The 22758-nt window shown below is 67.3% G+C and carries 20 protein-coding genes; 10 read left to right on the top strand and 10 right to left on the bottom strand.

The genetic code is table 11. The features are described from left to right. The first annotated feature begins 204 nt into the window (after positions 1 to 204). Together DPM12_RS03425 and DPM12_RS03420 are read left to right on the top strand one after the other, a co-directional pair. Positions 205 to 1692, top strand: a complete 1488-nt coding sequence (locus DPM12_RS03425) for a PucR family transcriptional regulator (protein WP_112256869.1) — start codon at positions 205 to 207, stop codon at positions 1690 to 1692. Positions 1693 to 1750: 58 nt separating this feature from the next. Further along, entirely contained in the window at positions 1751 to 2452 is a 702-nt protein-coding gene (locus tag DPM12_RS03420) for a metal-dependent transcriptional regulator (protein ID WP_245951192.1), read from the top strand. A gap of 79 nt (positions 2453 to 2531) precedes the next feature. Here the strand turns inward: DPM12_RS03420 and DPM12_RS03415 are convergent, their stop codons facing one another. Continuing rightward, on the bottom strand, positions 2532 to 3329 hold the full coding sequence (locus tag DPM12_RS03415; RefSeq protein WP_112256867.1) for a thioesterase family protein: 798 nt from the start codon (positions 3327 to 3329) through the stop codon (positions 2532 to 2534). Between the two features lie 238 nt (positions 3330 to 3567). Between DPM12_RS03415 and DPM12_RS03410 the strand changes: the two genes are divergently transcribed. Next, entirely contained in the window at positions 3568 to 4860 is a 1293-nt protein-coding gene (locus DPM12_RS03410) for a thioester domain-containing protein (protein ID WP_112256866.1), read from the top strand. Positions 4861 to 5081: 221 nt separating this feature from the next. Here the strand turns inward: DPM12_RS03410 and DPM12_RS03405 are convergent, their stop codons facing one another. The 4 genes from DPM12_RS03405 to DPM12_RS03390 form a co-directional block, all read right to left on the bottom strand. Beyond that, positions 5082 to 6542 carry a dihydrolipoamide acetyltransferase family protein gene (locus DPM12_RS03405; RefSeq protein WP_112256865.1) on the bottom strand — a complete coding sequence of 487 codons (1461 nt, stop codon included), beginning with the start codon at positions 6540 to 6542 and terminating at the stop codon, positions 5082 to 5084. A 113-nt stretch (positions 6543 to 6655) separates the two neighbouring features. Continuing rightward, positions 6656 to 7633, bottom strand: coding sequence for an alpha-ketoacid dehydrogenase subunit beta (locus DPM12_RS03400; RefSeq protein WP_112256864.1), 978 nt, complete (start codon positions 7631 to 7633; stop codon positions 6656 to 6658). Beyond that, a complete protein-coding gene (gene pdhA, locus DPM12_RS03395; protein WP_112256863.1) occupies positions 7630 to 8781 on the bottom strand; it encodes a pyruvate dehydrogenase (acetyl-transferring) E1 component subunit alpha in 1152 nt (383 codons plus the stop codon). Before pdhA ends, DPM12_RS03400 begins: the two co-directional genes overlap by 4 nt. Positions 8782 to 9303: 522 nt before the next feature. Then, positions 9304 to 9756, bottom strand: coding sequence for an Hsp20/alpha crystallin family protein (locus DPM12_RS03390; RefSeq protein WP_170313660.1), 453 nt, complete (start codon positions 9754 to 9756; stop codon positions 9304 to 9306). 342 nt (positions 9757 to 10098) lie between these two features. On the opposite strand from DPM12_RS03390, the gene DPM12_RS03385 reads away from it, so the two are divergent. The 5 genes from DPM12_RS03385 (at position 10099) to DPM12_RS03365 (ending at position 15986) form a co-directional block, all read left to right on the top strand. After that, complete coding sequence (locus DPM12_RS03385; RefSeq protein WP_112256862.1) at positions 10099 to 12156, top strand: prolyl oligopeptidase family serine peptidase; 2058 nt, start codon at positions 10099 to 10101, stop codon at positions 12154 to 12156. A gap of 75 nt (positions 12157 to 12231) precedes the next feature. Beyond that, positions 12232 to 13182, top strand: a complete 951-nt coding sequence (pheA, locus tag DPM12_RS03380) for a prephenate dehydratase (RefSeq protein WP_112256861.1) — start codon at positions 12232 to 12234, stop codon at positions 13180 to 13182. A 91-nt stretch (positions 13183 to 13273) separates the two neighbouring features. Further along, positions 13274 to 14542 carry a serine--tRNA ligase gene (gene serS, locus DPM12_RS03375; protein ID WP_112256860.1) on the top strand — a complete coding sequence of 423 codons (1269 nt, stop codon included), beginning with the start codon at positions 13274 to 13276 and terminating at the stop codon, positions 14540 to 14542. Positions 14543 to 14545: 3 nt separating this feature from the next. Continuing rightward, entirely contained in the window at positions 14546 to 15358 is an 813-nt protein-coding gene (locus tag DPM12_RS03370) for an HAD family hydrolase (protein WP_211658334.1), read from the top strand. 166 nt (positions 15359 to 15524) lie between these two features. After that, positions 15525 to 15986, top strand: coding sequence for a DUF6918 family protein (locus DPM12_RS03365; protein ID WP_112256859.1), 462 nt, complete (start codon positions 15525 to 15527; stop codon positions 15984 to 15986). 99 nt (positions 15987 to 16085) lie between these two features. Here DPM12_RS03365 and DPM12_RS03360 read toward each other — a convergent pair whose 3' ends face one another. The 4 genes from DPM12_RS03360 to DPM12_RS03345 all read right to left on the bottom strand — a co-directional run bounded on the left by DPM12_RS03360 (position 16086) and on the right by DPM12_RS03345 (position 19503). Then, positions 16086 to 16673: a bacterial proteasome activator family protein gene (locus tag DPM12_RS03360; protein WP_112256858.1), complete on the bottom strand. Its 588-nt coding sequence runs from the start codon at positions 16671 to 16673 to the stop codon at positions 16086 to 16088. 103 nt (positions 16674 to 16776) lie between these two features. Beyond that, positions 16777 to 17754 carry an NAD(P)H-quinone oxidoreductase gene (locus DPM12_RS03355; protein ID WP_112256857.1) on the bottom strand — a complete coding sequence of 326 codons (978 nt, stop codon included), beginning with the start codon at positions 17752 to 17754 and terminating at the stop codon, positions 16777 to 16779. Beyond that, entirely contained in the window at positions 17754 to 18698 is a 945-nt protein-coding gene (locus tag DPM12_RS03350; RefSeq protein WP_158542712.1) for an NTP transferase domain-containing protein, read from the bottom strand. The genes DPM12_RS03355 and DPM12_RS03350 overlap by 1 nt, the downstream gene beginning before the upstream one ends. Further along, complete coding sequence (locus tag DPM12_RS03345; protein ID WP_112257120.1) at positions 18691 to 19503, bottom strand: carbon-nitrogen hydrolase family protein; 813 nt, start codon at positions 19501 to 19503, stop codon at positions 18691 to 18693. Before DPM12_RS03345 ends, DPM12_RS03350 begins: the two co-directional genes overlap by 8 nt. Before the next feature lie 121 nt (positions 19504 to 19624). Here DPM12_RS03345 and DPM12_RS03340 point away from each other — a divergent pair, with 121 nt between their 5' ends. Continuing rightward, the gene (locus DPM12_RS03340) at positions 19625 to 20503 is read left to right on the top strand and encodes a hypothetical protein (protein WP_112256855.1); all 879 of its coding nucleotides are present in this window, start codon (positions 19625 to 19627) and stop codon (positions 20501 to 20503) included. 78 nt (positions 20504 to 20581) lie between these two features. Next, positions 20582 to 21250 carry an O-methyltransferase gene (locus tag DPM12_RS03335; RefSeq protein WP_112256854.1) on the top strand — a complete coding sequence of 223 codons (669 nt, stop codon included), beginning with the start codon at positions 20582 to 20584 and terminating at the stop codon, positions 21248 to 21250. A 114-nt stretch (positions 21251 to 21364) separates the two neighbouring features. On the opposite strand, the gene DPM12_RS03330 is transcribed toward DPM12_RS03335, so the two are convergent. Next, a complete protein-coding gene (locus DPM12_RS03330) occupies positions 21365 to 22744 on the bottom strand; it encodes an ammonium transporter (protein WP_112256853.1) in 1380 nt (459 codons plus the stop codon). Positions 22745 to 22758: the final 14 nt, after the last annotated feature.

The following is a 22758-nucleotide window of genomic DNA, read 5'->3' as shown; positions in this document are numbered from 1 at the left end:
GCACGCTCCTTCTGAGTTGTTGATGGTGCCGGTTGGTGGTGCTGACCTGTGATGCTGTCTAGCGGCCGGCCGGTGCGAGGTTGATTCCCCACAGCTTGGCGGCGCGGCACACGCAGCCACAACGGACGTATCGTCAGTATTCGTTCACACGTCTCCTGACGGATCGTCGTTGACGATTGCACATATCCGGGGCACCGTCGGCGTATGGCGATGACGGTTCGAGACATTCTTGCCCTCCCTGCCGTGCGTGCCGCCGAGCCCCGGCTCATGACCCGTCCGGAGGGGCTCGATCGGGCCGTTACGTGGGCGCACTCGAGCGAGATCTTCGAGATCGGACCACTGCTGGCGGGCGGCGAGCTGCTCTTGACCACCGGCCTCGGTCTCTCCGGCGCCGACGCCGGCGCTCGGCGGCACTGGATCCGTGAACTGACACACCGCGGTGTCGTCGCGATAGCGATCGAGGTGGGACGCTCACTTCCAGCGCTGCCCGAGGAACTCGTCGACGAGGCCGAGCGGTGCGATCTGCCGTTGGTCCGCCTCGACGAGGTCGTGCCGTTCGAGCGGATATGCCGAGACGTCAACACCGTCCTGGTCGATCAGGACGGCGCCGCCCTCCGGATAGCCGATCAGCTGAGCGACAGGCTTCTCGCGGCACTGGCCAAGGGCGGCCTCGCAGCCGTCGCCCGGGCCGCGACCGAGCAGCTCGGTCAGCCCGTGGTCATCGCGACGGCGGCCGGGCAAGCCGTCGCCGTGGCGGGAGTGCCCTCGAAGCGCGTGCTGGACAACGTGATCGCTGCCGCTGCGGCTCATGCGCCGGTGATCGTCGACGAGCACGTGTGGGGGCATGTCTTCACCGGCGAACCGGCTGCAGACGCGCATCTCCCGGCAGGCGCACCGCAGCAGGTGGCGCGCCGGATCGCCGCGGCTGCGGCCGTCGCCGTCGCACATCTCGGGGATTCCACCGCGGAATCCGGATCGGCCGCCGTCGCCCTCCTGGAAGACCTGCTCGCCGGAAGCGCCGTCAGCGAGCACGAGCTCGTCGTGCGCGCCGGGCTGGCTGGCCTGCACACCCCGGAGGGTGCCGCCGTCTTGGGCATCGCGGCGAACGCACCCGACCCGGTGAGCATCATCGCGGCCGTTCGGGCAGCCGGGTCGCGTACGGGTGGTGCGCTGGTCGGTCGCGTGGGTGGACAGGTCTTGGCCGTGGTGGCCGCGGCCAAGACGCATGCTGATCCGGCAGGGGACGTGGTCGCGGCGCTGACCGAGCACTACGACACGGGGCCGGAGCTGACGTGCGTCGTCGGCCCGCCCGTGACGCTGGCCGAGGCCGGCCGTTCCTTGCGGGAAGCGCAGGCGTCGGTGGAGTGCGCCCGGCCAGGAATGCGGACGTGGCGAGAGACAGTGGCGCAGCGGCTGGTCGGCATGCTCGACCGGACGGCGCGTGAGCACCTGATCGACGATCTTCTCGGGCCGCTGCGTCGCTGGGACAGCGCCCACGGTAGTGACCTGATACGCACCGTCGACGTCTATCTCCGGCACGGTCGCAGCCCGACACGGGCCGCCGACGTGCTGCACGTGCGGCGGCAGTCGCTGCATCAACGGTTGCAGCGGGCTGAGGCCCTGCTCGGGCACCGGCTGGACGATCCGGAGATCGTCACAGCCCTGCTCCTCGCCGTGCACGCCGCGCGATGACAGGAATGTGGAGACGACAGCACAGCGGTGGTGAGGACAGCTAGCTAGGCTGAGAGGCGTGATCGATGAACGCCCCTCCCCGGGCAGGGTGTCCGTCGCCGCGGAGGACTGCATCAAGGTGATCTACGCGGCGCAAGAATGGGACGACGTCGCGGTGACCGCGTCGTATCTCAAGGCGCGCCTCGGCGTCGGCGCCCCGGCGATCTCGGAAATGGTGCGCCGCCTGCACGATCAGGGCCTGGTGACCCACGAGCGTTACGGCCCGGTGGCGCTGACCGAGAGCGGAACGCGGCTTGCCCTGCGGATGCTGCGCCGGCACCGGCTCGTCGAAACCTACCTCGTCGCGCAGCTGGGCTATGGCTGGGACGAGGTGCACGACGAAGCGGAGAACCTGGAGCACGTCGTCTCCGATCGGCTGCTGGAACGGATGTCCGAGCGGCTGGGCCACCCGGTGCGCGACCCGCACGGCGATCCCATCCCCGCTGCTGACGGGACGGTCCACCGTCCCGAAGCGGTGCGGCTGTCCACCCTGTCGGCGGGTGACGCCGGATACGTCGCGCGCATCTGCGACGACGAGCCCGAGCTTCTCCGCTATTTCACGGCCCATGAGATCACTCTCGATCAGCGGATCGAAGTCCTGCGCCGACGCCCCTACGCTGGCTCGTCGACGCTCCGGGTGGGAACGGAGCCACGTTCGGGCGAGCTCGAACTCACCGATGTCGCCGCCGCGGCGCTCTGGGTGGTGCGGGAGCGCTCATGACCAGCTCGCTGGTGCTCGGCGTGCCGTGCTCGCGCCCATGCTCAAGCGAGCGGTGCTCGCACGTAGCTCGTTGCCGTGATCAGCTCACCCGGACACGTGCGAGCTGGCGGGACTGTGCTACGAGGGCGCCGGTGACGTCGTAGACCTCCGCCTCCTCGTCGAACCAACCGTCCCGGACCAACCTGCCGCGCAGGTGAACCGTCAGCCAGCCCGGCGCCGGGAGGCTGCGCGTCAGCACCGTGAGCTCCACCGTCGGTGCCCACCCCAGCCGGCCGAGCCCGAAAACCGTAGGCGGCAGCGAATCGACGGCCAGCGGCAGCACGATCGGATCGGGTTCCGTGCCATCGGCTAGCCGGACATGTCCACGCATGGACAACTGCCCGGCGGGACGTCCCGAGAACCAGCCGAGCGTCTGGGGATCGAGCCGCAGATCGACATGATCGAGAACGCCGACGTGCGTGCCGTCGGGAAGGTCGACAACCGTCGGGATGCACTCGTCCACCGGGGCGACCGGCTCGGGCGGCGGGCCGGCCCACTCGACGTCGGCGTCGTGGCTCAAGGTGCTGGTCGTGACCAATGCCTCGACGCGGGGGATGTCATCCTGCACGAGCGTCGCCCGTAGCGTGGCGGTGGTGCGACCGGCCCGGAGGAGATCGACACGGACGCGGGCCGGGCCGGACGAGGGCGGAGCCACGAAATGGGAACTCGTGCTCAGCGGGTGCGGATGCGGTGATTCGGAAACCACCGCCTTGAGGATCAGCGCGACAAGGTAACCACCGTTCGCGACATCACCGACGGACCACGAGCTGTCGATCTCGACCTCGTAGATGCCGGGCTCCACGTTCTTCACGGTCGTCGCTTCGTTGAAGTCGGCCACGAGCCCGACCTTATGCTAACGATCAGTGGCTGCATAGGCACGTTCTGTCAACTACGCACTTTATGCCTGGTCACGGGCGAGATTTCGGCAAAGAAAAGGATGCCTGAATTACCACGGCACATCCCCTAGCGCGTTACTTGGGGTGGTTCGGTAAGATCTGCCCTCGGCGGGGGAGTGATCTTACAACAATGACCCTGCTCGCCCTCGAGGTGGGCAGGTGGAACAGAAAAGGAGAACCATGCCACCCCCATCTCGCCGGACTACCGCTATAGCCGGTGGTCTCGCGCTCAGCATGGTCGGTTTCGGTGTCACTGCCACTGCGGTGTCGGCCGGAGCAGCCGAGGGCGAGACCGTGGAAGCTCGGATAAACGCCAAGCTGGAGAAGGACAACGACGTGTCGGGTCTGCCGGTCAGGCTGGCCCGGCATGACCGAGATGACTCGCAGTCCACCAAGCTGATCGGGCTTTCGACCTCCGACGGCGCGTCGCTGCGGACCTACTGTGTCGAGCTGCACATGCCGATCGACTACGACCACCCGGACATGGAAGAGGTGGACTGGGATTCGTATCCCGATCCGGAATCGCCGTTCCACCAGAACCGGGACAAGGTCAACTGGATCCTGCACCACTCCTACCCGGCCGTGGATCTCGGCGGCATCGAGGCCGAGATCGACCACGAGTTCCGTGACGGCCTGGCCGAGAAGGAGGCGATCGCCGCCACCCAGGCAGCGGTCTGGCACTTCAGCGACGGCGCCGAGCTGGCGCGTAACAACCAGACGCCGGGCAATCCTGCATCGAGGGAAGATGTCGTCGCGCTGTACGAGTACCTGACCGGAGATGCGAACGAGGGTATCGAGGATCAGCCCGAACCGGAGCTGTCACTGACCCCGGGCGCTCGCGAAGGTGAGGCGGGCACTCTGATCGGCCCGTTCGAGGTGGGCACGACGGCTGAGACCGTGCAGGTCACCTCCTCGCTTCCGGAAGGCGTGACGCTCGCGGATGAGGATGGCGAGCCGCTGGGCGCCGAGGTCGGCGACGGCGCGGAAATCTTCGCGGACGTGCCGGAAGACGCCGCCGAGGGGTCGGGCACCTTCGATCTATCGGCCAACGTGACCATGAGCCTGGGCCGGCTGTTCATCGGTGCCGACTACGAGAACACGCCCACCCAGTCGCTGATCCTCGCCTCGGCGGAGAACTCGAAGCTGAACGTCACCGGTGAGGTGTCCTGGACGGCCACGGAGCCGGAGCCGACCGAGACCCCGGAACCGACGGATACTCCGGAACCCACCGAGACCCCGGAACCGACCGAGACCCCGGAGCCCACGGATACTCCGGAACCGACCGAGACGCCGGAGCCCACGGACACCCCGGAGCCGACCGAGACACCAGAAGAGGATGAAGACGAAGACGAAGACCTGCCCGACACCGGTGTCGCATCGACGACGCTGCTCGGGACGGGAATCCTCGCGATGTTCGGTGGTGCTGCGGCGATGTTCCTGCAGCGTCGCGGTCTGCTCCGCGCTCGCGGCTGACCGGCGGCTGACACCAGTGGCTGGCAGCAAGACCGATCGGCAGCAAAGCTGATCGATCACGGTTGACGAAACAACGGCGGGCCGGAATCCCCGAGTGGATTTCCGGCCCGCCGTTTGCGTCGGGTACCGTGACACGATTTCTCGGGCCGTACTACGTCTACAGCCGTGTTATGGCCCGAGAAAACGTACCAAACATGATCATTCGGATGTGGTGGCGTGGGTTAGGTCATGCTCCAGGCGAGCGCGTTCGCGGGGTCTTCCAGGAGCGACGCGACATCGGAGAGGAACCGCGACCCTTGCTCGCCGTCGACGAGCCGGTGGTCGAACGACAACGCGAGCGTGGTGATCGATCGGGGCTTGATCTTGCCCTTGTGTACCCACGGCTGCTCGCGTATCGCACCGAACGCGAGGATCGCGGCCTCGCCCGGGTTGATGATCGGCGTGCCGGTGTCGACACCGAAGACCCCGACGTTGGTGATGGAGATCGTCCCGCCTTGCATGTCGGCCGGTGGGGTCTTGCCCTCACGTGCCGTCGACGCCAGATCGTTGATGGCCACGGCAAGGTCACGCAACGACAGCTGGTGAGCCTCCTTGATGTTCGGCACGACGAGACCTCGGGGGGTGGCTGCCGCGATGCCCAGGTTGACATAGCGCTGCATGACGATCTCGCCCGCGTCCTCGTCCCAGCGCGCGTTGACCTCCGGCGTGCGCGGGATGGCCAGGCACATCGCGCGGGCGAGCAGTGCGAGTGGGGTCAGCTTCACGTCCCGGAACTCGCGCTTCTCGCGTAGCCGCTCGGCGAGTTTCACGGAACGCGACACATCGACGGTGATGAACTCCGTGACATGTGGGGCTGTAAATGCCGACTCGACCATGGCCTGCGCGGTCTTGCGCCGCACCGACCGGACGGGAATCCGCTCGGTGCGAGGCTGGCCGTTCCAGCCCAGCTCGCTGGAAACGCCGGCCGGCTCGCGCACCGCCTCGTCGGCCGTGTCCGCCACTGGAGCCGCGGCGGCCTGGACGTCCTCGCGGGTGACCGTGCCATTGGGTCCGGTGGGTGTCACCGTGGAGATATCGATGCCGAGATCCTTGGCCAGCTTGCGCACCGGCGGCTTGGCCAGGACGCGTGCCCGCCCGTCGCCGCTCGCCGGAGCCTGCGCCGACCCGGCATGCGCGCTCTGCTGGGCTCGCTGCTGATCCGGCGGTGGCTCGCTGGCAGCCGCGGGCCGTTTGCGCTGGCGCCGGCCGGGTGAGCTGGAGCGGGGACCGTAGCCGACGAGGACGGGCTGGCGTTCGTCCTCGGCTGCTGGCGTGTCCGCGCCGGTGTCCGTGGCGCCCTTCTCGTCAGCGCCGGTGCCGGTGGGAGCGGCAGCGTCACTGCCGCTCGATTCGGCCCCGAGATCCGCGCCGGGGGTGGCGACGTCGGACACGGGAGTTTCGGTGCCGGTGTTCACGGCGATGATCGGTGTCCCGACCGGCACCGTCTGGCCCTCCTCGACGAGCAGGCTGTCGACGACACCGGCATACGGGCTGGGGAGTTCGACGGCGGACTTGGCCGTCTCGATCTCCACGATGATGTCGTTGACCTTCACCGCGTCGCCCGGCTTGACCTTCCACGAAACGATCTCGGCCTCGGTGAGGCCCTCGCCTACATCGGGCAGATTGAACTGCGACACGCTCACGCCTGCACCCTCCCTATCCGCTGATCATGAACATTTATCGCCCCATGAGGGCGATAAATGTTCATGATCATGGGGTCGTCGTTGTCGTTGCTGCTCGTCACCTCGTCGCTCCTTCAGTAGCTCAGGGCGCGCTCGACGCCGTCGAGCACCCGGTCGAGGTCGGGGAGGTAGTCCTCCTCGACCCGAGCCGGTGGATAGGGCGTGTCGTAGCCGGTGACCCGGACGACGGGCGCTTCGAGCGAGTAGAAGCATTCTTCGGTGACCCGGGCGGCGACCTCGGTGCCCACGCCGAGTGTGCGCTGGGCCTCGTGTACGACGACGAGCCTTCCGGTGCGCCGCACCGAGGCGTAGACCGGCTCGAGATCCAGCGGGGAGAGCGTGCGCAAGTCGATGACCTCGAGCGAGCGGCCGTCGTCGGTCGCGGCCGTGGCTGCCTCGAGGCAGGTCTTCACCATCGGCCCGTACGCCGCGAGCGTGGCATCGGATCCTTCGGCGACGACGCGGGAAGCGTTCAGCGGGAGATCGGGCTCCTGATCGAGATCGAACTCGGCCTTCTCGTAGTAACGGCGCTTCGGCTCGAAGAAGATGATGGGGTCGTCGCTCGCGATCGCCTGCTGGATCATCCAGTAGGCATCCGCCGGGCTGGCGCAGGAGACGACCTTCAACCCTGGGGTGTGGGCGAAGTATCCTTCCGGGCTCTCGCTGTGGTGCTCGACGGCGCCGATGCCACCGCCGTAGGGAATCCGTATGGTGATGGGCAGCCGCAGCCGCCCGCCCGAACGGAAGTGCATCTTCGCGACCTGGCTGACGATCTGGTCATAGCCGGGAAACACGAACCCGTCGAACTGGATCTCGCAGACCGGGCGGTACCCCCGCAGGGCAAGCCCGATAGCGGTGCCGATGATGCCGGCCTCGGCGAGTGGCGTGTCGAAGACCCGGTCTTCTCCGAAGTCTTTTTGCAGCCCGTCCGTGACGCGGAAAACTCCACCGAGACGGCCCACGTCTTCGCCCATGACCAGCACCTTGGCGTCGGCGTCCATGGCACGACGCAGGCCGGCGTTGATGGACTTGGCGATGGTGAGCGCAGTCATTGCGCCTCCTTCTCGTCGACGAAGGAGTCCAGGTAGCGGGCCATCTCCTCCTGCTGTGCGCGCAGGGTGGGAGGAGTGTCCACGTAGACGTGATCGAAGATCGTGGTGGGATGTGGATCCGGCATGGAGCGGCAGGTAGTGCGCAAATGCTCGGCCAGCTGCTCCGCTTCGGCCTCCACGCCGTCGAAGAACGCCTGGTCGGCCATCTTCTCCCGCGTCATGTAAGCCTTGACGCGTTCGACGGGATCCTTCAGGCGCCAGCTCTCCAGCTCCGAATCGAGCCGGTAACGTGACGCGTCGTCGCTGGTGGTATGGGCCCCCATCCGGTACGTGAAAGCCTCGATCAACGACGGTCCTTCGCCGTCACGGGCACGCTGGAGTGCCTCCCGGCTGACTGCCAGGCAGGCGAGCACGTCGTTGCCGTCGACGCGTAGCCCGGGGAATCCGAACCCGTGCGCGCGCCGATACAGCGGCACCCGCGTCTGGCGCTCCAGTGGTTCGGAGATGGCCCACTGGTTGTTCTGGCAGAAGAACACCACCGGGGCGTTGTTGACGCCGGCCCAGATGAACGCCTCGTTGACGTCGCCCTGGCTGGTGGCGCCGTCGCCGAAGTAAGCGAGTACGGCAGCGTCGCGCTCGGGATCGCCGGTGCCGATGGCGCCGTCTCGCTGTACGCCCATCGCGTATCCGGTGGCGTGCAGCGTCTGGGCGCCGATCACGATCGTGTAGAGATGGAAGTTGTTCTCCTTCGGATCCCAGCTCCCCTGATCCACACCCCGGAACAGCCCGAGCAACTGGGCCGGATCGACACCCCGGCACCAGGCGACACCGTGTTCGCGATAGGTGGGGAAGACGTGGTCTTGTGGCCGCAAGGCGCGGGCGGAGCCCACTTGCGCTGCTTCCTGCCCGAGCAAGCTGGCCCACAAGCCGAGTTCGCCCTGACGTTGGAGTGCGATGGCTTCGCTGTCGATCCGCCGGGACATGGTGAGATCGCGATACAGATCCCGGATCTCGTCCGCCGTGATGTCGTCGATCAGCGTGTCGTAGTGCTCGTGGGGAACTCGCTCGCCCTCGGGGGTGAGCAGCTGGACGAGTTCGGTGTCGGCTGCTGTTCCGCTCGCCGAGGTAACCGCCGTGTCGACAGTCATGTCTCTCCTTCACGTCATCGGCTCCGCGGGATTGCCGCGCCAGCCTGGCCGTGTTGTCACCGTCGGATCAACGGGGCGTGGGGTGGGGCCCCGGCGCTCCGGCGGTGTCGTCCGTGACGTCTGTCACGATGCTGCTACGCACACGGTACCCGTGTCCGGGGGGATCGTGTGAATACCCACGGCATCACGGTTTGGCTTACCGCATGGGCTGCTGACGTCGACACAGCGGCAACCTGGTTCCCAGCCTGCCGTGAAGTGGGCCGCAGAAGCGTCGTCGAGCTCGACAACATCGAGCCGGTTCGGATGACGTGAGCACACAAGTGCTCGGCCGTCCGAGCATCAGTTGTCTCCCAGGCGTCTTCGCGCGCGAACGCCGTCGCCGGCAGGCGAGCTCGCGCACATCGACCTGCCCCGACGGCTCGAAGCTCTCGACGGAGGGGGTGAAAAGACGACGGTGCGGACCCGCGATGTCCGGATCCGCACCGCCGGCACTCGACTCGTTGACTGAGCGGCTTCGCCGTCTCAGGTTTGGATCTCCTGACGTTCGGAACTGCCACTACCCACCGACTGGGTCGAATCGACCCGCGTGACATCGATGCGGCGGGGCTTGGCTTCCTCCGCGACCGGAATGGTCAGCGTCAACACGCCGTCGGCGTACGTAGCATCGATCTGATCCGGGGAGAGTCCGTCGCCGAGGTTGAGCTGCCGTGCGTAGGTTCCGACGGGGCGTTCCCGGGCGAGCCACTGCACGTTCTCCTCCGAACGTCCCGTCCGGTGAGCCTTGACGGTCAGTGACCGGCCCTCGATGTTGACGTCGATCGAGCCGGGGTCCACTCCCGGCAGGTCGAAATGCATGACGTACCGGTCCTGCTCACGGTAGAGGTCCATCGGCATCGTCGCCACGTTGCGGGCGGAGCCGAGAAGTTGTTCGGCGAGACGGTCCATCTCGCGGAACGGGTCGAAGCGCGTCACCACACCAACCACCTCCTGACATCTTTCGTTCCACGCCTTGTGCGGAACCACCTTGGGTGTGGATGCCACCGTCGCCTGCGGTGTCGTCCTGGCGACCAGTGGTTGCTACTCACATATTAGCACTCTCTTGCCGTGAGTGCTAACCCCCGGATGTTCGGCGTAGTGTTCATACGGCCCCGACGTGTCCCTACCCGCCGGGGCACTCTCCATATGCGCACATCCCCTCGATCGATTCGACCCCACGGTTCGAGCACGTCGACCCGTGGGGTGATCATCAAGCCGTCTGGCCCGTGTTCGCGTGGTTCTGGCGGAGGGCCGGGCCGCTGGTCGTGATAAGCAAGGAAGATGACCGACAATGACGCGGAGACCTCGCCGCCCCCAACGCCGTTTCACGACCTCGATGCGTACGTCGCCATGCCCCGCGTGAGTGGCCTCACGCTGTCACCAGACGGCCGCCGGCTCGTCACCGGTGTGGCGACGTTGAACCCGGAGGAGACCAGGTACGTCACCTCCCTGTGGGAGGTCGACCCGGCCGGTGAGCGACCCGCGCGCAGGCTCACCCGTAGTGCCAAAGGAGAGAGCGGCGCCGCCTACCTGCCCGACGGGTCGCTCCTCTTCTGTTCGGCTCGGCCCGATCCGGAGTCCTCCGACGATGACGAAGTGCCGATGTTGTGGCTCCTTCCGGCCGACGGGGGCGAGGCGCGTGTCGTGGCCAAGCGGCCGGGCGGCGTAGGCGGCGTCGCCGTGGCTCGCGAGGCCGGTACGGTCGTGGTCTCCTCGGACACGTTCCCCTCGGCCACGGATGCGGAGTCCGATGAGGCGAAGCGCAAGGAGCGCAAGGAGAAGAAGGTCTCGGCCGTGCTGCACGAGAGTTATCCGGTGCGGTACTGGGATCACGATCTCGGCCCGGATCGCCCCCGGCTGTTGGCTGGCCAGCTCGAACCGGGCAACGACGCGGCCGACGAGCGGGCGGTCGAGCTGCGCGATCTCACGCCGGATGCCGGACGGGCATTCGAACGTGCCAGCTATGACATCAGCGCCGACGGTACGCTGATCGTCTCGACGTGGAACGTGCCGCGACGAGGCGGCTACCGGCAGGCCCTCGTGGCGTTCGACGCCACGACCGGCGAGCGGCGGATGCTCGCCGACGAGGCCGACTATGAGTACGGCGAACCGCAGATCAGCCCGGACGGGACCACCGTGGCCGTCATCCGGCAGCGGTCCAGTACCTCTGACGATCCGGGTGATCGTAACATCGCCGTGGTCTCGGTTGCCGACGGCTCGGTGCGCGAGCTGACCGCGGCGTGGGACCTGTGGCCAGGAAGCGCTCCGCAGTGGACACCGGACGGGACCGCGCTGATCGTCACCGCGGATCAGAACGGGCGTGGACCGGTGTTCCGTCTCGATGTGGCTACCGAGCAGGTGACTCGCCTCACCGCCGACGACTACACGTACAGCGACGTCTGTGTCGCACCGGATGGGCAGTGGGTCTACGCGTTGCGCACGTCGTACGTGGAGCCGATGGCCCCGGTGCGGCTGGCGGTGGATGTGGCTGATCAGAACTCCGAATCGCTGCGGGGACCGGCGCCGGTACCGGAACTGCCGGGCACTCTGGAAGAGATCGAAACGGCGGCCGACGACGGCACGCGGATCCGGGCGTGGCTCGCGTTGCCGGAGGGCACATCTCCCGAGGCTCCGGCGCCGATGCTGCTGTGGATCCACGGTGGCCCGATGAACTCGTGGAACGCGTGGTCGTGGCGGTGGAATCCGTGGATCATGGTCGCCCATGGCTATGCCGTCCTCCTGCCCGATCCCGCGCTGTCCACCGGGTACGGGCTGGACTTCATCCGGCGCGGCTGGGGCGCCTGGGGTCAGGCGCCGTTCACCGACCTCATGGCGATCACGGATGCGACGGTGGCGCGCCGCGACATCGACGACAACCGCACGGCGGCGATGGGCGGCTCGTTCGGTGGCTACATGGCCAACTGGGTGGCTGGCCAGACCGACCGGTTCGACGCCATCGTGACCCATGCCAGCCTCTGGGCACTGGACGACTTCGGTCCGACGACGGACGCCGCCTGGTACTGGGTGCGCGAGATGACACCGCAGATGGCGGAGGCGAATTCGCCGCATCATCACGTCAGCGCGATCGAAACACCGATGCTGGTGATCCACGGTGACAAGGACTATCGCGTGCCCGTCGGGCAGGCATTGCGGTTGTGGTTCGAGCTGGCGTACCAGTTCGAGGACGATTCGCTGCCGCACAAGTTCCTGTACTTCCCGGACGAGAACCACTGGATCCTCACCCCGCAGCACGCCAAGATCTGGTACGAGACCATCCTGGCGTTTCTCGAACATCACGTTCTGGGCAAGGACTGGGAGACGCCATCGTTGCTGCGCTGAGTGGCGGATCGGGCGTGGTGCCGGGCGGTGCGAGATTGCCGGGCGGGACCGGGCACGGAGCGATAGGGTATTGGAGTGCCTGTTAGCAGCGACCGTTATGCGTATCTCGGCCCCCAGGGAAGTTTCGCCGAGGCGGCGGCCCGCCGCCTGCCCAGCCTGGTGAATGCCGAGCTGGAACCGCACAGCACCGTGCACGCGGCGATCGACGCGGTGCGTTCGGGTGACGTGGCCGGCGCGGTGGTGCCGTTGGAGAACTCGGTCGAGGGATCGGTCAATACCACGCTCGACGAGCTGATTCGCGGCGAGCCGGTACTGATTTCGGCCGAGCTGTTGTTGCCCGTGACGTTTACGCTCATGAGCCGGCCGGGCACCGAGCTCGCTGCGGTGCGGCACGTGATCACCCATCCGGTGGCCGAGGCCCAGTGCCGGACGTGGCTCAGCAAGAACCTCCCGGACGTCCCGGTAAGCCTCGGCTCCTCGACGTCGGCTGCCGCCGAGGCCGTGGCCACGCAGTCAGCGAGTCTCGACGGCACGCCGTACGACGCCGCGATCGCAGCTCCGATTGCCGCCGAGCACTATGGCCTGGTGGCGCTGGCGGACGACATCGGTGACGATCACGAGGCAATGACCCGTTTCGTCCTGCTCACCCAGGCCGGCCGACCGCCACGGGCGACGGGATCGGATAAGACGAGCACGGTCGCATACATCCGTGACGATCACCCCGGAGCGCTCCTGGAGATCCTGGAGCAGTTCGCCACTCGCGGTGTCAACCTGACCCGGATCGAGTCTCGCCCGACGGGCAACGGTATGGGCCGATACTGTTTCGTCGTCGACTTCGAAGGACACGTGAACGATGCGCGCGTCGGTGAGGCGCTGATGGGCCTGCGCCGGGTATGTGCCGAGGTGCGATACCTGGGCTCGTATCCGCGTGCCGACGGCGTCCGTCCGCCCATCGGACGGGGCATGACGAACGACGATTTCCGCCACGCGGCGGAATGGCTGGAGTCGCTGCGGAACGGCAGCTAGTACGGCATTCGGGACGATCGCCCGTTCGGCACACCGGGTGATCCGGTAATCGGTTGTCGGCGGGGGTTCGTGGCCGGATACGCTCTTGTGCGTGCTTGACATTCGTGCGATCCGTGAGGACCCTGACCGTCTGCGTGCCTCCCAGCGAGCGCGCGGAGAGAGCCCGGACGTCGTCGACGACCTTCTGGCCGCCGACGAGGCGCGCCGTGGTGCCCTGGCCGAGTTCGAGCGGTTGCGTGCCGAGCAGAAGAACCTGAGCAAGGAGATCGCCCAGGCATCCGGCGACGATAAGCAGGCCCTTCTGGACAAGGCGAAGGAGCTGGCGGCCGAGGTCAAGTCGGCCGAGGCTGCTGCGGACGAGGCCCAGGCCCGGCTCGACGAGCTCGCGATGGTGCCGTCCAACATCGTCATCGACGGCGTGCCGGCCGGTGGCGAGGACGACTACGTCGTCTTCCGCGAGGTGGGGGATCGGCCGCAACTCGATCAGGTTCGGGACCATCTCGACCTCGGCGAGTCGCTGGGCGCGATCGACAGCGCGCGCGGGGCGAAGGTGTCCGGGTCGCGTTTCTACTTTCTCACCGGACCCGGGGCGCAACTGGAGCTCGGCCTGCTCAACCTGGCCATGAACACCGCCATCGAGGCCGGGTTCGTGCCCATGATCACACCGACACTCGTCCGCCCGGAGGTGATGTCGGGCACGGGTTTTCTCGGGGCGCATGCCGACGAGGTGTACCGGCTCGAACGCGACGACCTCTACCTGGTGGGCACGAGCGAGGTCTCGCTGGCTGGCTACCACTCGGACGAGATCGTCGACGTGTCGGCCGGGCCGTTGCGCTATGCCGGCTGGTCGGCCTGCTACCGCCGGGAAGCCGGCTCGCACGGGAAGGACACGCGCGGCATCATCCGCGTCCACCAGTTCCACAAGGTGGAGATGTTTTCCTACTGTTCGGTGGAGGAGTCCGAAGCCGAGCACGAGCGCCTGCTGGCGTGGGAAGAGCAGATGCTCGCCGCGGTGGAGCTTCCCTACCGGGTGATCGACGTCGCCGCCGGTGATCTCGGCTCCAGCGCGGCCCGCAAGTTCGACTGCGAAGCGTGGCTGCCGTCGCAGTCGCGCTGGATGGAGGTCACGTCGACGTCGAACTGCACGACGTTCCAGGCGCGGCGTCTCGGTGTACGTGAGCGCACGGAGCGAGGGACGCGTCCCGTTGCCACGCTCAACGGCACCCTGGCCACGACGCGGTGGATCGTGGCGATCCTGGAGAACCATCAGCGTGCCGACGGCACGGTGGCGGTGCCTACCGCGTTGCGTCCGTACCTCGGCGGTCGGGAGCTGCTCGAACCCCGGAGCCGTGAGGTGTAGGAGGTGCACGGGCTGAACGGCTGGCGTCCGTCCACGATCGCGCTCGATGTTGACGGCACGTTGGTGACGTACGAGGGTGTCGACGTCCCGCCCCGGCCGGCCGTCGTGGAAGCGGTGCGCCGCGCGCACGCCGCGGGAGCGAACATCGTGGTGGCGACCGGACGCTCGTGGCACTCCACGACGCGTGTGGTGGACTGGCTGGACCTGCACGACGGGTATGCCATCTGCTCGAACGGGGCGGTCGTGGCGGACATGTCGATCCGGGCTCCCATCGACGTCGTGACATTCGACGCCAGCGACCCGGTGCGGTATTTCACGGAAGCGATTCCCGACGCCCTTCTCGCCGTGGAGGAGCTCGGCGTGGGCTTCCGGGTCACCGGTGATTTCCCGGCGGGCGAGCTCGACGGCGAGGTGACGGTGGTCGACCACGACGCGCTGCTGGATGGCCCGGTGACGCGCGTCGTCGTCCGGTGGCCGAACGGTGACCGCGCGCGGCTGCGCGAGCTGGCGCACGCGTCGGGGCTGCCCAGTGTCGACTATGCGATCGGCTACACCGCGTGGCTCGACATCATGCCCCTGGGAATCTCCAAGGCGACCGGCCTGGTGACGGTCGCGGAACGGCTCGGATGCCCCGCATCGGACACGCTGGCCATCGGTGACGGCTACAACGACATGGAGATGTTGCAGTGGGCCGGCGTGGGCGTCTCGATGGGGCAGGCACCCGATGACGTGAAGGCGATAGCCGACGCCGTGTGTGCAAGCGTCGACGACGACGGGCTGGCGCTGCTGCTCAACGGCATTTTCGGCGATCGGTAGGTTTCCGGTCCGAGCGCGTCCCCGCCTGCTGTCGTGGCCGCCCTGTTCGAGGTCAGCACCGCGCACGTACGTTCCTCCCCGGGCGATGGTCGCTCAGGCGCGTGCTTTAAAGTTGCCACGAACGGGGGCAACGAGGTCATTCTCCACACGCGAAGGACGTCAACACATGACAGAAGTGCTGAAGGAAGCCTTGCTCGCTCCCGATCGGCGGGCAACGGTCATCAAGGACATCGAGCAACTCATCGACGCCGAGGTGGCAGAGAAGAACGGTGTCGGCGGTATGGCCGTGAAGAGCGGCTACGCGGTCGTCAAGAAGATGAACTCGACGTTCGTTTCTGAGGCCGTGGACAGCATGCTCGATCGCTTCGTCGACAGTGTCGAACCGTTCTACGCTCAGCATCAAGCTTCGGGGGAGGGCTCGTTTGCCGACCATCTCGTGGCCAACTCGTCGGACGTAGCCGATGCCCTGCTGGGCGTGACGGACGACCGCGCCGAGAACTCGCGCCGGGAGAGCGTCAAGAAGGCATACGCGAGGCTACGGCCGCAGGCCAAGAAGCATGTCGAGGATGCCCTGCCCAGGCTGGGCGACCTCATCGAACGGCACATGTCGGCCGTGCAGTCTGGCTGAGCCCGGAGCACGGGACAGCAAGCATCTCGGATGTCGCCTCGCTGGTGAGCGACCTGCGGGACCGGTGCTCCGCCGATGGCGGGCCCGGTCCCGCTCGGCTTAGAGATACATGCCGCTGCGCTGATCTCCCTCGCCGGGCTGTTGCTGCTGGCCACCGGGGGCGCCGCCCTGGCCGCCTAGCTGGACACCGGGCGGCAACGCCTTGCGCATCTGTTCGAGCTGGGCACGGGCCGCCATCTGCTGAGCGAACAGGGTCGTCTGGATGCCGTGGAACAATCCCTCGAGCCAGCCGACCAGTTGAGCCTTGGCGACCCGCAGCTCGGACTCGCTGGGCACGGCGTCTTGGTCGAACGGGAGGGCCAGGCGCTCGAGCTCGGACACGAGTTCCGGCGCGAGACCGTCTTCGAGCTCCTCGATCGACCTCCGGTGGATCTCGCCCAGCCGGCGTCGGCTCGCTTCGTCGAGCGGCGCGGCTTTCACCTCGTCGAGCAACTGCTTGATCATGCTGCCGATTCGCATGACCTTCGCTGGCTGTTCGACGAGATCGGTCAATTCGCTCTGTTCGTTTTCGTTGCCTTCGTCGGGAGAACCCATGGCCATGCCCTCAGGTCCAACTACGAGCACTCGCGGCTTGTCGCCGGACTGCTGCTCGTCCGACTGCCCGGCGTTTTCATTCGACTCCGTCATACGTCCATCTTGACGCAGACACAGCCAACATTGACACTCCGGTTCAGAATGATCATGTTGGAATGCCCGGACACGCCGGGCGTGATCGTCCGCAGGGAGCCGATCAGAGCGTCAGCAGAACCTTGCCGATATGGGCGCTGTCCTGGACTCGCTGATGAGCCGTGGCGGCGTCGTGCATCGGCACGGTGGAGTCGATGACCGGTACCACCGCACCACGCTCGATCAGTGGCCACAGATGGTGCCGGACCTCGTCGATGATGGCGGCCTTCTCCCGGCTCGGCCTGGCTCGCAACGTGCTCCCGATGAGCGAAGCGCGCTTGCCCATCAGGGCGCGCAGATCTATCTCGGCCTTGCGACCTCCCTGGAGGCCGATGACGACGATACGGCCACCGGTGGCCAGGACGTCGAGGTTCGAATCGAGATACTTGGCACCGATGATGTCGAGGACGATGTCGGCGCCGTGTCCGCCGGTCGCCTCGCGCACTGTCTGGACGAAATCCTGTTCACGATAGTTGACCAGGACGGATGCTCCGAGCTGGGCGCAGCGCTCCAGCTTGCTCGCCGTTCCCGCGGTGACGGCGACCGTGGCACCCAGCGCCACCCCGACCTGGATGGCCGTGGTGCCGATGCCGCTGCTGCCCCCGTGGACGAGCAGCACGTCGCCTGCCGACAGGCCGGCCGTCATGACGACGTTCGACCACACGGTGCACATGACCTCCGGCAGCGCCGCCGCGGTGACGAGGTCGACTCCTGCCGGAACGGGAAGTAGCTGGCCCGCTGGTACGGCGACCCGTTCGGCGTACCCACCCCCGGCGAGAAGGGCACAGGCGCGATCGCCGACCGACCAGCCAGTCACGTCACGACCGACCGCGCTGATCGTGCCGCTGCACTCCAGACCCGGCCACTCCGGCGTTCCGGGAGGCGGCGGGTAGAACCCTTGCCGCTGGAGGAGGTCCGCCCGATTGACCGCCGACGCCGCGACGTCGAGGATGACCTCGTCGGAGCCACATTCGGGCTCGGGAACCTCGTGCCAGGCCAGGACGCCGGGTTCTCCTGGTTCGGTGATGACGACGGCGTGCATCAGGCCCCCGCGTTCCGGGTCTCGGCGTCGGCCGCGTCGTGCAGCGGTGGGGCCTGCTCGGGTGGCGGTTCGCCGGTCGCGTCGGCCCATTCCCCGGCGAGAGCCGCGATCGTGTCGACGGCCTCCTCGAGAGCTTCGGTCCCACCACCCTTGATGGCGGCGGCGTATCCGGCGACGAACGTGGCGACCGGCGCGGCAGGCCGCTCGACGCCGCGAGCCACGTCCTTGGCCAGATCCAGGATGGCATTGACGTCGACGTCGTCGACGGGAACGCCGAGTCTCTCGCACAGCTCGGCGATAAACGTGTCCATGGTCATCGATGTCCCTCCGTGCGGCTTTGCGGTCAACAGTGCCAGGTCAGCGGGCACGTCCACATCCTTGGCGGTGCGCGTGTCGGGCAGATCCACGAGGCGCAGGCGGTCGAAGAGGTGGCGCAGTGGCCGATCGTGCACGTCGCCGAGCGCGTGGAGGGCGGTGGCGAGCGCGCCGCGGTCGACGACGGTGGTCAGGAACTGGCGGCGTCCGTTCTCGTCGACGAGCACGGCACCGTCGGCCCCGGTGGAGTTGAGGGCGTCGTGAAGGCGGTCGACGGCGCGGCCGGAGATGAAGGGAAGGTCGGCGGCGAGGATCGTCACGGTGGTGATGTGCTCGGACAGGAGCCGCATCCCCGCGTCGACGGCGGCGAGTGGACCGCTTCCTGCCGGCTCTTCCCGAGTCCAGGTCACCTGCCGTGTCGTCGGCCGGTGCGGGCCGACGACGACGATCTCCGCGCAGGACGCGCACGCGTGGAGAGCGATGTCGAGAAGCGTGTGCCCACCGGCAACGAGTCCGGGCTTGTCGGTGCCGCCCATCCGCGCTCCGGACCCGCCGGCGACGATCACCGCTCCGCGATCCGCACGTGTGCTGGATGCGCCGGGTTCGGTGGAGCTGCGGTGGTCAGCCATCCTGCTGGGCATGCTCGTGGTGCGTCGTCGACGTCGGCCAGGCGCGCCGGTGCTGTAGTGCGGGGTTGCGTTCGCGAACCGAAGCCAGGCGGTGGAGGTCGATCTCACCGCCGATCACGCCCTCGGCCTCTCCTGCGGCAGAGACGGCGACACCGAGCGGGTCGACGAGCATGCTGCGCCCGCAGTAGGCACGCCCGCACTGCGCGGCAGCGGCGACGTAGACGGTGTTCTCGATGGCTCGTGCCCGTACGAGCGTCTCCCAGTGGTCTTCCTTGAGCGGGCCGCGCACCCAGGCTGCGGGGACGACGAGGTTGTCGGCTCCGGCGTCCACGAGTGCCCGGGCGTGTTCGGGGAATCGAAGATCGTAGCAGGTGAGCAGGCCCAGGGAGTGGCCGTTCACGGTCAGGACCGCGGGTTCGGCCGGGCCGCGCAGCAGCCGATCGGATTCGCGGTAGCCGAACGAATCGTACAGGTGGGCCTTGCGATAGGTGCCGGCCAGCGTGCCGTCCGGGGCGAGGGCGACCAGCGTGTTGTGGGGCCGGTCCGGATCGCCGGAAACCTCGAACATTCCGGCGATCACCGTCGCGTCGAGCTGGCGAGCGAGACCGGCGATCGCGGATACGAACGGCCCATCGAGCGGCTGCGCTGCTGGACCGAGGGGCGTGTCGGGATTGCCGAAATCGTGCATGACGGCTTCGGGAAGGACGACGAGGTCGGCCTCGATGCCGGACGTGAGTTTCTCGATCGTCGTCAGGTTGGCATTTGGGTCCGTGCTGGCGGCCATCTGGACGAGTGCGACGCGCATGACCCCATTCTCCGCCATGCCAGACGTGGGCGCCGACCAGTGCTGATCGGCGGTCTAACAGGGAGCTCCTGTCGGCCCAGGAGGCGAGATTTATGTCGCCGAGGACGAAGCAATTCACCACGTGATCGAAGATGATCTTGAGCCGGTGGTCGTCACCGAGGACTATTCAGGGGGATCGGGCGACGTGGTGACTGGGTTGGGCTCGATCGAGAGCCTTGCTGTCGATGGAGCGGGCCGTGTGGTGTGGACGGAAAGCTTCTTCGGCGCGAACTCAGACGGGGAGGATCTCGTCATGGCGCGCGCTCGGCGTGTGGAAGACGGCGAGATCGAGCATGTCGCGGGTGCATCGACGCTCGACATGACCGGTGACGAGCTGTTCGAGACACAAGCCTCGCCCCCTCGCGATCTGGCGGCGGTGGATCTGCCGTTGCGGGACGCCGGTGCCGGTGGTGCTCTGGCGGCTGGTGAAGACGGCACCGTCTACATCGGTACCCGACCATCGATTCTGGCGGTGGACGCGGACGGGACGATGAGTGTCGCCGTCCGCCCCGGCAACAGGGAAGCTCCGGAAGAGCCGTTTGACGACGAGCGCGACGCCTCGGAATTCGGCGGCCCCTGGACGTTCTCGAGTATGGATGTGTCCGGAGGCGTCCTGGTTGTGTTGGATTCGACGTTCGAGAACGACACCGTGGACGTGAACGCCTTCGAGTGGTCGGGTGACTTCGGTGATCGCGCGCAACGTGTAGCCGAGAAGATCATTCGGCGGCCGTCCGGGGCGGATGGCTCGTTCGATCTCGACAGCGAGAGGACACGGTACGGGCAGGTCGCCGTCGTCATGCACGACGGCATGGCGGCAACAGCCATGGCCCACGTCAGCAAGGTCGCGCTAGACGACGGCACGCTATATGCGGTCGGTGAGACCCGTGACCGTAGCTCTTCTTATCGAGATGACGCCGAGATGTTGATCGTCCGCGCGGCTCTTCCGGACGGCTGGCGTTGACGTCCGGGCTCGATCGTTCGAACCTCCGGGATAGTGTCGATCACGGAAATATCGGGCCACTCATTCCGGAGCATAGCGATGAGCCAGACACCGTGGGACGACGTCGACGCGTATCTGTGTGAGCATCTCGTCCCGAGCGACGACGTGCTCGACGCCGCCTTGAAAGCGAGCGCCGACGCGGGGCTGCCAGCCATTCACGTCGCACCCAACCAGGGCAAGATGCTGCAGCTGCTGGCCCAGCTTCGCGGTGCGCGCTCCATCCTGGAAGTCGGCACCCTCGGCGGGTACAGCACGATCTGGCTCGCGCGAGCGCTTCCGCCGGACGGGCACCTGGTGACACTGGAGTCCGAGCCACACCACGCCGAGGTGGCCCGCGCCAACATTGCCCGGGCAGGCTTTGCCGATCTGGTGGACGTCCGTATCGGTGCGGCGCTTGAGACGCTGGAAGCGCTCGCCACCGAGGGCGCCGGGCCCTTCGACGTCGTCTTCATCGACGCGGACAAGGAGAACACCCCGGAGTACGTGCGGTGGGGATTGAAGCTGGCCTGCGCCGGTAGCGTCATCGTGGTCGACAACGTCGTCCGGCGGGGCGAGATCGCCGACGAGTCGTCCAGCGATCCGCGGGTGCAGGGCATCCAGCGCGCGCTGCGCGTGATGGCGGACGAGCCAGCGTTGGATGCCACGGCCGTCCAGACCGTCGGCAGCAAGGGGTACGACGGCTTCGCGCTGGCCGTTGTCACTGCCTGAGCAATCCTGAAACGGTCCGAACGGACGTTGCGCCCCGGGGCGGGCACTCCCGGGGCGCAACTGATCGTGGGTTCACCGGTGGCGGTCACGGTGACCGCACCGTCGATCGGACCGTCAGGTCGTTGCGGGGTTCGCCTCACCGTCCCCGTGATCGATGCGCCGCCCTGCTGGCGATGACGAAGCTGGCGACGAGGCTGTTGACGGCTTCGTCGTCGCGGCGGCCTGCGCCGTCGAGTCGTTCTCGACACGCGCCAGCACGTCGGACGGGATGTCGTCTGACGTGATCTCGTAGCTCGATTCGCCGTGATGCACCTTGTCGACACCGACGATCTCGTGGTCGTCGTCAACCCGGAATCCGATCGTCTTCTGCAAGATCATGCCAATGATGTAGGTGACGACGAACGAGAAGGCGACCACGGCTGCGACGCTGACGACCTGTCGCCCGAGCAGCTCGACGCCGCCACCGAAGAACAGGCCGTTGACGCCATCCGGCGCGTCGGCCGTGGCGAAGAAGCCTATGGCGACGGTGCCGACCAGTCCGCCGACGAGGTGCACCGCCACGACGTCGAGCGAGTCGTCGTAGCGCAGCCGGAACTTCAGGCTGACCGTCAGCGAGCACAGCACTCCGGCCGCGGCACCGATGAGGATGGCACCCACCGGATTGACCGCACCGGCGGCAGGGGTGATCGCCACGAGGCCGGCCACGACGCCCGACGCCGCACCGAGAGACGTCGCGAGGCCATCCCGGATCTTCTCGACGATGATCCAGAACAGCAGTGCCGCGGCCGTGGCGCCGATGGTGTTGAGGATCGCGACACCGGCGGCCGCGTCCGCCGCATAGGCGGAACCACCATTGAAGCCGAACCAGCCGAACCAGAGGAGACCCGCGCCGATCATTACCAGCGGAAGGTTGTGCGGGCGGTGCGAGCCCTTGCCCCAGTCGCGGCGGCGCCCGAGAACCAGCGCGAGCGCCAAGCCCGCGGCACCGGCGTTGATATGGACTGCGGTACCACCGGCGAAGTCGATGGCCTCCAGCCCGTCGATAATCCAGCCGCCGTCACCCCACACCCAGTGCGCGACGGGTGCGTAGACGACCGTCATCCAGATCGCCGCGAACACGAGCCAGGTCCAGAAGTTCGCCCGGTCGGCGATCGAACCGGCGATGAGTGCCACGGTAATGACCGCGAACATGCCCTGGAATCCGACGTCGACCAGGACGGGGATGGTGCCGCCGATGTCGTTCATCATCCCGGACATGCCGAAGAAGTCGCCCGGGTTGCCGAGGAGTCCACCCTGGCTGTCGCCGTAGGCGATCGAGTACCCGTAGATGATCCACAGAATGCTGACGACGCCCAAGGCGCCGAAACACATCATCATCATGTTGATGACGCTCTTGGCGCGCACCATGCCGCCATAGAACAGTGCAAGCCCCGGGGTCATGAGCATGACCAGTGCCGTGGATATGAGAATCCACGCGGTATCGCCCGTATCCATGTGCCGTCCCTCCA

This window comes from Phytoactinopolyspora halophila, assembly GCF_003287285.1.
In the GTDB taxonomy this organism is placed as follows: Bacteria; Actinomycetota; Actinomycetes; order Jiangellales; family Jiangellaceae; genus Phytoactinopolyspora_A; species Phytoactinopolyspora_A halophila.
Note: the sequence above shows the minus strand (reverse complement) of the source record. Positions and strands in the feature narration are given on the sequence as shown.

Bases quoted from the DNA above. Each gene is read 5' to 3' on its own strand.
- DPM12_RS03425 (WP_112256869.1), top strand. From the start codon at position 205: ATGGCGATGACGGTTCGAGACATTCTTGCCCTCCCTGCCGTGCGTGCC.
- DPM12_RS03410 (WP_112256866.1), top strand. From the start codon at position 3,568: ATGCCACCCCCATCTCGCCGGACTACCGCTATAGCCGGTGGTCTCGCG.
- DPM12_RS03400 (WP_112256864.1), bottom strand. From the start codon at position 7,633: ATGACTGCGCTCACCATCGCCAAGTCCATCAACGCCGGCCTGCGTCGT.
- pdhA (WP_112256863.1), bottom strand. From the start codon at position 8,781: ATGACTGTCGACACGGCGGTTACCTCGGCGAGCGGAACAGCAGCCGAC.
- DPM12_RS03385 (WP_112256862.1), top strand. From the start codon at position 10,099: ATGACCGACAATGACGCGGAGACCTCGCCGCCCCCAACGCCGTTTCAC.
- DPM12_RS03365 (WP_112256859.1), top strand. From the start codon at position 15,525: ATGACAGAAGTGCTGAAGGAAGCCTTGCTCGCTCCCGATCGGCGGGCA.
- DPM12_RS03360 (WP_112256858.1), bottom strand. From the start codon at position 16,673: ATGACGGAGTCGAATGAAAACGCCGGGCAGTCGGACGAGCAGCAGTCC.
- DPM12_RS03355 (WP_112256857.1), bottom strand. From the start codon at position 17,754: ATGCACGCCGTCGTCATCACCGAACCAGGAGAACCCGGCGTCCTGGCC.
- DPM12_RS03350 (WP_158542712.1), bottom strand. From the start codon at position 18,698: ATGGCTGACCACCGCAGCTCCACCGAACCCGGCGCATCCAGCACACGT.
- DPM12_RS03345 (WP_112257120.1), bottom strand. From the start codon at position 19,503: ATGCGCGTCGCACTCGTCCAGATGGCCGCCAGCACGGACCCAAATGCC.
- DPM12_RS03335 (WP_112256854.1), top strand. From the start codon at position 20,582: ATGAGCCAGACACCGTGGGACGACGTCGACGCGTATCTGTGTGAGCAT.
- DPM12_RS03330 (WP_112256853.1), bottom strand. From the start codon at position 22,744: ATGGATACGGGCGATACCGCGTGGATTCTCATATCCACGGCACTGGTC.